Annotated in this window: 18 protein-coding genes; 5 read left to right on the top strand and 13 right to left on the bottom strand. The window is 33.6% G+C overall.

Annotation, left to right across the window (positions count from 1 at the left end; all coding sequences use genetic code 11):
* Positions 1-162: 162 nt before the first annotated feature.
* Complete coding sequence (locus MHB58_RS08370; RefSeq protein ID WP_340735015.1) at positions 163-537, bottom strand: phosphoadenosine phosphosulfate sulfotransferase; 375 nt, start codon at positions 535-537, stop codon at positions 163-165.
* A gap of 491 nt (positions 538-1028) precedes the next feature.
* The gene (locus MHB58_RS08365) at positions 1029-1667 is read right to left on the bottom strand and encodes a DUF3885 domain-containing protein (RefSeq protein WP_065216165.1); all 639 of its coding nucleotides are present in this window, start codon (positions 1665-1667) and stop codon (positions 1029-1031) included.
* Between the two features lie 369 nt (positions 1668-2036).
* Here MHB58_RS08365 and MHB58_RS08360 point away from each other — a divergent pair, with 369 nt between their 5' ends.
* The 3 genes from MHB58_RS08360 to MHB58_RS08350 all read left to right on the top strand — a co-directional run bounded on the left by MHB58_RS08360 (position 2037) and on the right by MHB58_RS08350 (position 3337).
* Positions 2037-2351 (top strand): ArsR/SmtB family transcription factor, encoded by a 315-nt coding sequence (locus MHB58_RS08360; protein WP_008407867.1) that lies wholly within the window; start codon positions 2037-2039, stop codon positions 2349-2351.
* 81 nt (positions 2352-2432) lie between these two features.
* Positions 2433-2861, top strand: a complete 429-nt coding sequence (locus MHB58_RS08355; protein ID WP_065216166.1) for a DMT family transporter — start codon at positions 2433-2435, stop codon at positions 2859-2861.
* 11 nt (positions 2862-2872) lie between these two features.
* Positions 2873-3337 carry a DMT family transporter gene (locus tag MHB58_RS08350; RefSeq protein WP_340735014.1) on the top strand — a complete coding sequence of 155 codons (465 nt, stop codon included), beginning with the start codon at positions 2873-2875 and terminating at the stop codon, positions 3335-3337.
* Between the two features lie 110 nt (positions 3338-3447).
* On the opposite strand, the gene MHB58_RS08345 is transcribed toward MHB58_RS08350, so the two are convergent.
* On the bottom strand, positions 3448-3735 hold the full coding sequence (locus tag MHB58_RS08345; protein WP_065216168.1) for a 3-isopropylmalate dehydrogenase: 288 nt from the start codon (positions 3733-3735) through the stop codon (positions 3448-3450).
* 197 nt (positions 3736-3932) lie between these two features.
* On the opposite strand from MHB58_RS08345, the gene MHB58_RS08340 reads away from it, so the two are divergent.
* The gene (locus MHB58_RS08340; RefSeq protein WP_082990833.1) at positions 3933-4487 is read left to right on the top strand and encodes a nucleotidyltransferase family protein; all 555 of its coding nucleotides are present in this window, start codon (positions 3933-3935) and stop codon (positions 4485-4487) included.
* A gap of 259 nt (positions 4488-4746) precedes the next feature.
* The gene (locus tag MHB58_RS08335) at positions 4747-5139 is read left to right on the top strand and encodes a cohesin (RefSeq protein WP_231918669.1); all 393 of its coding nucleotides are present in this window, start codon (positions 4747-4749) and stop codon (positions 5137-5139) included.
* 226 nt (positions 5140-5365) lie between these two features.
* Here MHB58_RS08335 and MHB58_RS08330 read toward each other — a convergent pair whose 3' ends face one another.
* From MHB58_RS08330 to MHB58_RS08285, 10 genes are all read right to left on the bottom strand, one after another.
* Positions 5366-7534 carry a transglycosylase domain-containing protein gene (locus MHB58_RS08330; RefSeq protein ID WP_065216170.1) on the bottom strand — a complete coding sequence of 723 codons (2169 nt, stop codon included), beginning with the start codon at positions 7532-7534 and terminating at the stop codon, positions 5366-5368.
* A gap of 291 nt (positions 7535-7825) precedes the next feature.
* Positions 7826-8203: a hypothetical protein gene (locus MHB58_RS08325; protein ID WP_065216171.1), complete on the bottom strand. Its 378-nt coding sequence runs from the start codon at positions 8201-8203 to the stop codon at positions 7826-7828.
* 116 nt (positions 8204-8319) lie between these two features.
* Positions 8320-8481 (bottom strand): tRNA U-34 5-methylaminomethyl-2-thiouridine biosynthesis protein, encoded by a 162-nt coding sequence (locus MHB58_RS08320; protein WP_065216172.1) that lies wholly within the window; start codon positions 8479-8481, stop codon positions 8320-8322.
* A 27-nt stretch (positions 8482-8508) separates the two neighbouring features.
* Positions 8509-8844, bottom strand: a complete 336-nt coding sequence (locus tag MHB58_RS08315; RefSeq protein ID WP_008407884.1) for a cupin domain-containing protein — start codon at positions 8842-8844, stop codon at positions 8509-8511.
* Between the two features lie 338 nt (positions 8845-9182).
* Complete coding sequence (locus MHB58_RS08310) at positions 9183-9878, bottom strand: UDP-N-acetylmuramyl pentapeptide phosphotransferase (protein WP_065216173.1); 696 nt, start codon at positions 9876-9878, stop codon at positions 9183-9185.
* Between the two features lie 106 nt (positions 9879-9984).
* Positions 9985-10266, bottom strand: a complete 282-nt coding sequence (locus MHB58_RS08305) for a hypothetical protein (protein ID WP_008407889.1) — start codon at positions 10264-10266, stop codon at positions 9985-9987.
* Positions 10267-10400: 134 nt separating this feature from the next.
* Complete coding sequence (locus tag MHB58_RS08300) at positions 10401-11168, bottom strand: hypothetical protein (protein WP_340735013.1); 768 nt, start codon at positions 11166-11168, stop codon at positions 10401-10403.
* Positions 11169-11178: 10 nt separating this feature from the next.
* Positions 11179-11508, bottom strand: coding sequence for a histidine kinase (locus MHB58_RS08295; RefSeq protein WP_340735012.1), 330 nt, complete (start codon positions 11506-11508; stop codon positions 11179-11181).
* A 61-nt stretch (positions 11509-11569) separates the two neighbouring features.
* The gene (locus MHB58_RS08290; protein ID WP_340735011.1) at positions 11570-11902 is read right to left on the bottom strand and encodes a nitrite reductase; all 333 of its coding nucleotides are present in this window, start codon (positions 11900-11902) and stop codon (positions 11570-11572) included.
* A gap of 217 nt (positions 11903-12119) precedes the next feature.
* Positions 12120-12350, bottom strand: a complete 231-nt coding sequence (locus MHB58_RS08285) for a hypothetical protein (protein WP_014824070.1) — start codon at positions 12348-12350, stop codon at positions 12120-12122.
* Positions 12351-12445: the final 95 nt, after the last annotated feature.

Here is a 12445-nt window from a genome sequence, read left to right as displayed (position 1 = left end):
GTTATTATAATCCAGTCTTTAAGATGACAGCTAATCTTAATTTCTTTAGAGGCATTGTTCAACAATATGGTCATATAACGGAAAAACACGATCTTCTTATTGAAGAATCGCGCCCGATTGTTAAAGATCAGGAATTGATTACTACTAAAATAGCTGTTCGAATTACTCTCCTGTTATGGTAACTGTTTCTGATTGATTGTTCCATTTTATTAATCCTACAATTTCCGAATCCTCACTTGGAGAGGTACAAGGACTGCACTCACTTATTCCCAATGACATGACCCCATCTGAACCTAATGCTCCTTTTCCAGAAGAAGAAACAACAGTGAACGAATATTCAATTTCTTTTGGAATTGGTTCTGTACCAATATATTTAATGTAACCAGTTTTTTTACTATCTTCACCCCTTTGTTCATATTCAATTTGTACTCTCCAGTTTTCACCTTCCCCAGAAAATATAACGGTTTTCTGTCCACAAGCAGATAGAAGAGAAAAACCGAGCAAGATAACCAAAAAAACAACTTTCCCAAAATTCATATGTAGCTCCCCTTTCAAAAACGAATGGTTTACTTATTTCTAGAGACGTAAGAAGAAAATGCTCGTTTACTAAAAAAAAACTAAAGCACCTCGTTAGTTAATAAGGAAAATACTCATATTTTATATTAGGTTAATTATATTTATAAGAAAACAGCAATTGAATAAAGAATTATTGCAATTATGATTACCACAATCATTACACTTGTGCTTTTTCTCACTTTATTACTTATCATTTCTTCATTTTGTTCTATCTTTATTATTTTACCTAGCCGAATGTATGTTAATAAAACTATGAGGAAAAGTAATACAGCTATAAAATATAATAGAAATTTAATCCAGTTCAATATTTACCCATCCTTCTTCTGTACAATTTTTACAGTTAAAGTGTACGTCTAAACAATACTATTCTACATGAATACTTAAGAGCCTTCCTTAACAGTCTTGCTCTATAACGGAAAAACGCGATCTTCTTATTGAAGAATCGCGCCCGATTAAGGAATAAGAGGTTTTTCCTGCAATTCCCACCCCCTAAAAGTTTCAACGAATTTTTCATGTAGTTCTTTATCTGCGCTTATTATTTCACACCCTCTATCATCGTATAAATGAAAAATACAATTAGTATTAACATTTATTAAAAAAACATCAGGTGCATAATAGCAATGTGCTTTTCTTAACCGAGGTTGTAGAGTATGGAAATCCTCATGAATTAATGTTTTCAAAAGCTGTTCTATCTTCAAATCAGAAGCTTTACAGAACAATGTCATTTGCTGAATAAGTAAATTATCTTCATCGAACTGCCAGTGGAACTCATGTAAGTGCAAGAAATACTTTAATTTTTGTTTTTTTACATATCGTTTGAAAAAGTTAGGATTAACTACTTTGTTTGTTTCATGGGGGTATGAATTTACCACCACTAAGACGTCATCCATTTTATTGAAAAGTATTGGAACAATTGCAGATACCTGTTTATAAATCGTATTAAACCTTTCCATGTTAAGGCGGTTATTGTCACCAAACTGATAAATGTCATTTCCTAATTCTAGATGTATACCGATATTCCATTGATGATAAAAATCTGGTGTTATAGAAAGGCCATTAAAATGTTTTTCCATAATTTCTTGTAGTTTCATAAATATCCATTTTCAGCTCCATTACTATGTTTGTTTTAAATAATTTAATTATCATTGAATTTTAACATAAATATCAAGCTTACTTATTAAATCCTATTCCAGAAAATGGCCTTAAAAAACTCGATTTTCTTATTGAAGAATTGCGCCTTATTGTTGAATAGTATAGGATATATCTCTTTCGAATCTTAATATTTATTAAAATGATCTTTCAAACCAAACACATTACATCATTAAAAAAGTAGTACTTTTTAATAGTTTTATTATAAATATTTAACCCTAGATAAGTTAAACTAGCGGGTACCTTTTCCTGGGAAATACTTCAATATCTCACCTTGACATATCGAAAATTCTAGATATATAATTACACGCATGGAACCTATTGATGTATTCAAAGCATTATCGAATGAAACAAGACTCAATATCCTCGAGTGGTTAAAAGAACCCGAGAAACATTTCCCAAAACAAGGCGCTCACCTACCAAAGGAGGTAAGTTACAAGGGTGGAGTATGTGTTGGGGATATTCAGGAAAAGGCCAAAATTTCTCAATCTACGGTTTCTAGCTACTTAAATATGATGCAAAAAGCTGGGCTTCTTGAGTCGATTCGCCATGGACAATGGACATACTACAGACGTAATGAAGAATTTATTCAACAGTTAGCTGAATACTTTAAAACAGATATCTAATATTATTGATTTCTGTTTTTTTATCAATACTTATATCGATATTTCTAGATATACAATTATACCGAAAAGAGGATTTCATCTATGCGCTTTATATTTTATCTATTTGCTTTTTTAGCTGGGGCAGCACTTAGCTTTGAAGGCGCGATCTATGCTGAACTAGGAAAAACAATCGGACAAATAGAAACAAGCTTTTATAACTTCTTTATGGGCTCTATTATCATGGGTCTTTTGTGGCTCTTTTTTGGAAAAGGCAGGATTTCCTATACTTTGGAGGCACCTAAATGGGCATTGCTTGGAGGGCTCTTAGGTGTTGTTTATTTAACTTCCATCGTTGTAAGTGTCCCATTCGTCGGAGTAGGCATAACAATGGTTGCTGTCATCATCGGGCAATTAGTGATGAGCATGACGATCGAACATTTTGGATGGTTAGGTAGTAAGAAAAATAAGATTAATAAAGAAAAACTCTTTGCAGTTATTTCAATGATCATCGCACTTATATTAATAAATTAGGAGGTATGGCCATGGGATTATTTATGATTCTATTCACATTGATTGGCGGTATCACATTAAGCGCACAATCATCTATCAATGGTACATTTAGTCGAAAAGCCGGAACAATTGAAACAACATTTTTAACCTTTCTCACTGGGACAATGTTTTTGACGATATTTATTTTATTTTTGGGTAGCGGGAATCTACTTGGAATTTTAGAGGCACCAAAATGGCAATTAAGTGCGGCATTTTTAGGTACTATATATTTACTTTTGACAGTTATGGCAGTACCACAAATTGGAGTTATCGCAACCAGTATTGCTGGTATAGCTGGGCAACTAGTAATCAGAGTGATTATTGATCATTTTGGGTGGTTTAATAGTTTAGTCATAGAATTAGATATAAAACGAATATTCGCCTTACTCTTTATGTTTATTTCCCTATATTTTATTTATAAAGGGAATAAACGCACTAACGATAATACTATTGTATAAGAGAGCGAAACCTTCTCTAGAAAATAGTTAAAGTAAATAACCAATTTGAGGCAATCTTCATTTTATGAGGATTGCCTTTATAATAAACAGTAACTATTTCTGAATTCGGATTAAAAAATACTGTATAACTTTTTAATTAAAGTAACTAAAATAGCAAGAAGAAATACAATAAGGCTATTTATTAGTAAATAGCCGGCAAGATTTAACCCGTAGAATATAGCAAAGGCATCATTAATAAATAATGTTAATGCAATGCCTAGTCCGCCAAATGCACCTGCCAGCAGTAATATTATTAATGCAGCAGAGTACAGACTTTTCTCTTTTTTGAAGACTATAAATCCAATAACATTTGCAATAATGATTAAAAAGATCATTAGTATGATGAAAAAATTACCCATTAAACTCCCCTCCATATACATACTTTACCAGTTTAACTGAAAACTTGTTAAGAATTTCCCATAATGAAATCAATCTGAATTCCAGTGCTTCTCTAAGGCAAAATATTCTAAGCATTAAGTTTGTATAAACTTCTATGAGGAATAGCAAGTTCAAAATACAAAGGATATAATAGCAGTAAAAAAGGAGATGATTACATTTGGATTACGAATTAGAGTTAACGAACATTATAAAAACAGACCAACTTTTGATGTCAATTTTAAAAACCGTGCAAGAATTACAATTAAATGATTGCTGGGTCGCAGCGGGTGTTATTCGAAATAAAGTTTGGGATTACTTACATAATGTACAAACAGAAATAAATGATATTGATGTAATATATTTTGACGAGTTGAATAGTTCAATCGAGTCTGAAAAAAAATTAGAATCCAAGTTGCAAAAGAGTATGCCTCATCTACCCTGGTCTGTAAAAAACCAGGCCAGAATGCATTTTAAAAACAGAGTTCCACCCTATTCATCATCATTTGAAGGTGTTGCTCATTTTCCTGAAACACCTACAGCAGTAGCCGTTCGTTTAAATAACAATCAAATAGAAATCTTAGCTCCTTATGGTTTAAATGATTTATTTGTAGGACTAGTTAGACCTACGCCTCCATTTAATCAAGACTCCAAATTACATCCTATTTATTCAAATCGAGTACAAAGTAAAAATTGGGGTTCTATTTGGAGTACATTAAAAATTGATTCGGAATAAAAGTCAGCAAAGCTTCATTTGGCAGCCTTCAAAAAAAGAATCCGTAAGTAATCTGAACATACCAATAGCAAAAACAACTAAGTACATACAAGCGTCATAACGATACGAGCGCTGATCCTTTTGATAGAATCGCGCCCGATGATCAATTTTATTTTTTTCATGACGTTCACTATCTAAAAACAAAAATATCACTAAAAAATTTGTCAATCATTTCTTGATATAATTCCATTCACTCTCTCTCATATTAAGGAATGAGGAGATGATAACATTGTCAAATAAGAACAATAAAGAAAACAAGCAGGCAAGTAATGATCAATCGAAGCTAGATAATCTTTACGAGATCGCGAAAGAATTTTCACCCATCCTTTCAACCGATGCTAAATCCAAAATCGAAGAAATCGCGAAAGAGTTCCTTCCTGCTGATCAAGCTAACCGAATGTCCAATGCATTTGCTTCAATGAAATCACAACCGAAAAGCCAGGAAGAAATTGCAAAAGAATTCCTCCCTGCAAACGATCAAACAAATCGAATGTCCAATGCGTTTGCTCCGATGAAATCACAACAGAAGAGCCTAGAAGAGATTGCAAAGGAATTCCTCCCTACTAAAGACAAAACATTTAAGCATGATAATGGTGCGAATTTTGATAAGTAGAATACTTAGGTCTTGAAAAATTTATTAGCAAAGCCTGTGAGATTTTTTCACGGGCTTTTTCACTTTAGATTAAAAATTTTAAAACTTAAAAAACTTAAACTTTTTTAATAAAGATGGTATGGAACCCCTCTCTTCGGCTAAATGGAAAAATGGCAACAAAAGCCGGCAAACAGATTATATCTAGAAAAGTAGGATTTCCCTCATAATAAATCTCGATTATTTCAAATTACTCTTTTTCCTCCTTTTTGTTCTCCTTCTCCTTTTCCTTGTCTTTCTTCTCCTTATCCTTGTCTTTCTTCTCCTTATCCTTGTCTTTCTTCTCTTTTTGTTTCTCTTTCTTCTCCTTATCCTTCTCTTTCTTCTCTTTTTCTTTCTCTTTCTCTTTCTCTTTCTCTTTCTTCTCCTTATCCTTCTTCTCTTTTTTCTCTATCTCTTTTTCTTTCTTCCTCTGCTTTTCCTCTTTCTTTTCCTGCTCTTTTAGCTGTTTGGCTAGTAGAGGTAAGTTAAATTCTTTTTGGTTAAATTCCGTCATAGATTCAGCCAAAACTGCTTTGAAAATCTTTGTGACAGTAGATCCGCCAGTTCCCATCAAATAATGATTTTCATCTGTTTGATCATATCCCATCCAAACTGCCCCAACAATTTCTGGCGTATATCCTACAAACCAATGATCCTTCGCGCCCCCTGAATTCGCAAAAGGAAGCTCGGTCGTGCCCGTTTTACCGGCTACTTCCCATCCTTCCACTTGAGCATTCTTTGCTGAACCTTCTTCAACAACGCCCTTAAGCATATAAGTTATTTCTTGAGCGACTAGGGGCTTCGTAACGCTCGTCTCATTATGATGCCACTTAGCAATGACCTCGCCATCTGCATCTTCAATTTTTTGTATAGAGTGTGCTTCTACCATTACACCATCATTAGGAAATGTGGAATATGCCTGAGCCATAGATAAAGGAGATATGCCTTCACTCATACCACCAAGTGCTAAACCTAAATTATGATCCTCTTCTTTTAGTTTAATACCAAAACGCTCAACAGCATTTATACCGTATTTCAGTCCCATTTTATTTAATAACCATACCGGTGGGATGTTGTATGAATTCACTAATGCTTCATACATCGTTACTTCACCATGGAATCGTTTGTCATAGTTCATAGGTTGATACCCGTCAATATTAATAGGTGAATCTTGTAATTTATCATAGATTTCATATCCTTGCTCCAAAGCAGGAGTATACGCCGCCAATGGTTTCATAGTTGACGCAGGCTGACGTTTTAATTGAGTAGCTCGATTAAATCCTCTAAAAGTATGTTCCCCTCTACCTCCAATTAGTGCAGTGATTCCTCCGGTTGAAGGATTGATGAAGATTGCTCCACTTTGGATTAACTGGTCCGATTGCCCTTCAGGAAACATTTCATAATCTTTATATACCTGTTCAACTGCATTTTGTATTGCAGGATTAAGTTCTGTATAAATATGAAGTCCACCCGAAAGTACCTCATTTTCTGTAAGCCCGTATTGTTCGATCGCTTCTTCAATAATATGGTCTACATAATAAGGATATTTCCCCTTATAATCATCCATCTTTTTGCCCTCTAATACGATAGGTTGTTCTTTTGCTTTTTTCGCATCGTTTTGAGTTATGTAACCTTCCTTTTCCATTAATGCTAGAACAAGGTCTCTCCGTTGAACTGATTTATTCATATCTTTTAATGGTGACAAAACTGACGGCGCTTTAATCAACCCCGCAAGCATAGCCGACTCACCTAATGTTAATTCACTAACATCTTTGCCGAAGTACGTTTCGGAAGCACGCTGTATGCCCCATGCGCCTTCACCAAAGTAAATCTGGTTTAAGTACCGTTCCATTATTTCGTCTTTATCGTATGTTCGTTCAATTTTCTTCGTCAATATGAGTTCTTTTAACTTTCTCGTATATGTACGTTCTTGTGTTAGAAAGACATTTTTAGCTAACTGCTGTGTAATCGTACTGCCTCCAGCCACTATTTCTCCACTCATCATGTTTTGAGTCAATGCCCGAACAATCCCTATCATATTAATTCCACCATGCTTGTAAAACTTCTGGTCTTCCGTTGCAATTACAGCATGAATAAGATGTTCCGGAATCTGTCCTATACTGACCCCATCTATTTTAGAACCCGTAATCTTACTGGCTATATCTCCATTTTGATCATAAATAATCGTTGGCTGCGGAGTGGGTTCTTCTAGTTTACTGACATCGCTTGCCCAAATAAAAATATTAAATATGAGAAAACAGCATAATAAAAATACTGAACTCACTGCTATAACCTTCACCATTATTTTTTTATCTTTAACCTTACTCCATATCCGCCCGGTTAATTTTTGTTGCTGTCTTCTTTCCACTCTTTTCACGTTTCGTTCCACCTTTTAGTCTTACGATTCAGCTTCTGCATAAAGGTTATTGTTAGTTAGGAGATATACATAGTCAATAGGATTTTGTTAAACCACTACTTTGTCCTCTCTTAAATTCAATGCAGTTCATAACATTTCTCCTACATTTTATGCCCTTAAATGTAAAATGGGCGCTAATTCTTGTTTAAGAATCTCGCCCAATTGATGAAAATGCTTCTTAAAGTAAAGCACTCCTGAATTATTTTTCTAATAAAAGGATAAGCTTTATCCTGAGGGTTGTTTTAGAGGTATTTACATTCTTATGTCTTTACTAATTATTTTATTAGTATCGGGATTTATATAGATGCCAATAGGCCCCAGAAATCTGTCTCGAGATGTATTAAATATTACTTTCATGACTTTCATTGGATTATTATCTGGGAGTACTTCATCATTAACGCTGAGCTGTTCCTCAGTTACTTTCGCGTCTTTCCAATTCCCCATCACGGTTTCTTTATCCGTATCGCTCAAACTTGCCCAAGCAATTTCCCGCATTTCCATATATACTTTCTCTAATTCAATTACAATTTCTGTTGGCTCTTTTAATGTTGCTACGTGATTTTCATTAGTACAACCTAAACAGATGGAGCTTAACAAAAGGACAAAGATAAATAAAAATAAGTTTTTCATTTGCCACCTCGCCGATATTTCAAAATCTAAGCATTCAAAATACCTCTATCAAAATATGGAATAAAATTACCAACCTAGATTGTCCCCTTAAAATAGGCGCATTTCTGGTTATGTACTTATTTAGTTTCTTCTTTTGGCCTACTTCTACCGATTATGTACCCTATAATGATTCCCATTAAAAACATGAAAAACCTTTCTACTGAAAAATCATCTGTAAAATATCCCCATATTAACCAACCTGCTATAGACCCCATTATTAAACCCAGTATATTTTTCACTCTTTACCTCCTAAAATTATGGCCATACTATATTTGTAACTCTACTGATTGTATAACAATAGCAGTGAAACCTTTTTGACTACCACAAACGTGACTTTCTCCTTTTTCCCATAAGACAGCTTCACCCATTTGCAATTTTACCTTCTCGTCGCTTTTCCCCTGAACCCAACCTTCTCCCTCAATCACGATAAACAATTGTGGAACAGGTGCTTCATGACGACCTACTAAACCGTTAGCTTCGACATAAATAAATCCAAAATTTGTGGGCGTTTCAGTTTTTATAATTTTATTATAGGTAGTGAAAATTGAATTATAATTCAAAACTGGTTTCGCTTTATCTTTCGTAAAATTTAATAGTTGCAAGATAGAACCCCCTACAAGAATTTATATTTTTTATTTTGATAAAACATTGTCCAAGAGTGCTTTAGATTATTTATAATCTCTTTGATTTATTTCTTCTCTTAATTTCTTTATTTCTTCCGTCTGTTCCAGAATATTATTGTTCATTCTTCTAATCAAATCATATATAGCAAAGAGACCAACGAAAAACAATATAGCGAATAGTATACCCATCAGTTACCTTCTTTCTTTTTTCTTTAGTTTTATATTCTTTAAAATTACATAGGATTATTTGTACAAAATTTTCACCCTAGAAAATAAATAAGCGCTGATTCCAATTACAGAATCGCGCCAAATGAATTTTAAATAAATCGATACTTACAGGAGAATTGGGAAATAGCCAAAATAACAGTTGCCCCAACTACCAAATCCCAAATTATATTAAAGGGAATTACAAACATCAGTAAACCAAACAAAACAGCTACTGAAGCGCTAATGATCATTGACTGTGCGCTAGTTAATCTATTTTGTAAGAAAAGATAAATTACTAACGGTAATGCCAAAGTAAAAATTGGAATGTAAATTGTGATAAAAGAAAGCTTAAGTAAAGACAACGACAGTACTGCAATTACAAAACCTATAGATGTAGTAAAGGTTCTTCCTAAAGTTTTTTTTCCTGAAATAGAAGCACACAACATAATAGTTAACACAGCAAATAGTCCGGAAATTGAAGCAAATGTATAACCCATCAACAAAGCCGCTATGGAAAGACAAAGTAATGAAATACATGGCAACAGCAAGATTAATGGTTGTTGCTCTTTTTCGATATTCATCACATTAGAAAACCCTACTAGGAATAATAAAGAAAATGGAATCGCTAATAATCCTAATTCAATTTGATTAATATAACTAACTTCAAGATCACCAAACAATACAATGATCAATGACGCGCTAATTTGCCCAACTATCAACCAAATGCCTGATAAATTAAATTTTTGAGTAAGCTTCGTTGTCATTACGATCAAAACCAAGCCTACTAACAGCGTTAAATATAACAAACTTCCCCCACCTCTTATACACTGGAATAGTAAATCCAAATTAGCCTAATATAATCGGTCACCGCCTATATCCTACCATAAAAATCTAATTTTTCAAATACTGCATTTACTTAAAATATTCTCTATATGCATTGATGAAAGCTTCTGGTGAGGATTTCACGATATACGTATATACACCTTGTAGCGTATGTAAATAAAGGATCCCTCCCTGCTTTGCAATTTCCCGGTACGAAAAATCCATTACTATTTTAATCGGAAATACTCTATTTTGTGTAACGACTTTATCATTGTATAAATAAATGATCCGGTCATGCACAATTTCAAACTGTTCAGTACTTGTCACGGTTCTTTCTACTTTAATATAAGGATGTTGCGCGATCAAATTCATGTGAACCTCCTAAAGCAAAGACTTATTGAATATATTAGCACAAACAGATTATTTATTTAGTGAAACGGACACACCTTCACTTTATTAAGTAAAAAGGCGAAATTCATCATCATGAATTCCACCGATAGTTGGTTTTAAAATTTCTCCACACCAAAATATTCAGTTAAAGGTTGCTGTCGCCCTTTTTCATGCCATTCTTCATATTTGCTAAATACCTTTTTTACGTCGCCTTCATAGCGACATTCTACTAAAAAATGAATTGCAGCGGTGCTTCTCCAATATTTGAGCATAATTGAAGCTAACGATGTTTGATGATAACTACCTGCTCCAAAATCGTCTAATGAAAAGCCGCCATACTTTGGCTTAAATAGTTTAATCAATAAGTTTTCATTTTTCCTTAATTCATTATATCGCTGTTCCGATAATGTCATTCTTTGAGAGAGATATTCACACATCCCTTCTTCAAACCAAATACTGTTATTGCGCTCATCTTCAAACTCATCAGGAAAGAGTTCAATATGATGTGTTAATTCATGAGCTAAAATACAAAAAACGTCATCGATCGTCAGTGATTGGAAATATTGTTTTATGTACTCAATTTCATCACTTTTCTCTAATTCCTCACCATCGAATAGCGAAAGGTAAAACGCCTTCCATTCACTAACACTTGGCGACATATAAATGGTTTCCCGATTAGTATAGGCTGGGACAGGGACTTGCGAAAATACGGTAGTAGCATTCTTACTACTCGTCCAAACAATTGTTTTAGGTAACTCTATGAGCTCAAATTGGTTAATTAACAATTCTTTATACATATTCAAATTGTTATTTAATAATTGAATTTCGTCTTTATAGTTTTCAAAATCCTGTATGCTTTCAAAAGCATAAATTTGTTTCATCATTTTCCGCCACTCACCTTTCTTGGTCAGCCTGATTTTTACGATGTAACTCTGAAAGATCTCTAATATATATTAATGAATAGTCATCTCTAATATCGACTTCAAAAAAGTAATAGGTATTCGTAACTTTATCCTTAACTTCTATTTCAAACAACCCCATTCCTCTTCGGAAATTGTTTTCTACTAAAATTATATTTTCCCCATCAATCCCATAGTTAGTCTCCATATAGCCTTCCACATAATTGAATACAACCGCGCTTCGAGATTTAATATTAAAATAATTGAAAGCAACAAAAACAGCAACTATACAAAATAATAGATTAAAGAGAATTATTTTTTTCATGTGCCTTTCCTCCGTCTAAATTTATTCTTTAACAACCAGTTCACAAGGTAAATTTAAATAATCATTTATTACGTAGTCGGGCCACTTCTTCTAACATTAAAATAAACTTTACTCGCTCTTTTTCACAACGAATTAATCTATTTACACGCATAGAACTTTGTAAGTACTTTCTAATTTTTAAGCTTAAATAAAATGAACGTTGATGCTCCTCCATTTTATATACTTCATTAAACCAAGAATAGCCTTTTAATTTTTCTATATTCTTTTCTATCTTTTCTGTATTTAAGCCTTTACCACCACTCAAATCAAAGAAATTCACACCTGATATAATACTTGAAATTATAGTAAGCAAAATTCCTAATAATGCTACTATCCCTCTGCCGAACTTATTCAAAATAATCCTCCTTTATACAAGGTTAGGCCTATATTAGCATATTTCAGTCCCTACCTTCGTTGGATATCGGGATATAGTGGAAATTCATCTGATGGATTGCAGTTACTTCGAGTTATTAGAGAGTAGATAAAAAAAACACTCAGTTCAAAAAATACTGAGTGTTTTGGCATGTGATCAATTCAATTAATATTTTTCCCCTTACGCGAACCGGAATCCTTTACAATGTTCCATTCTTAATCCGCTTCACAATACTGAATGTCGTATAGAGTGAAATCGGGCCTAATACCGCCGCAATGATCAGCCACGTCGTTAAGCCGTCTGTCACTTTCAGCATTTCCAAGTTTGTTCGTATGTACACAACGACCCCAAATAACAGAATATAGCTCATGACATTTGGAAAAATAACTAGCAATCGTAATACTTTTGGTGAAATTGTCGGTTGCTGCATCATTCATCCCCCTTTCCTCCATTATAGCGGAAACTTTCTGTTATTGGACAAAATTCTCTTAAAAAAGTAAAGAAGCATATAGTAAACATTCACCC

The organism is Solibacillus sp. FSL K6-1554 (genome assembly GCF_038005185.1).
In the GTDB taxonomy this organism is placed as follows: domain Bacteria; phylum Bacillota; class Bacilli; order Bacillales_A; family Planococcaceae; genus Solibacillus; species Solibacillus silvestris.
Note: the sequence above shows the minus strand (reverse complement) of the source record. Positions and strands in the feature narration are given on the sequence as shown.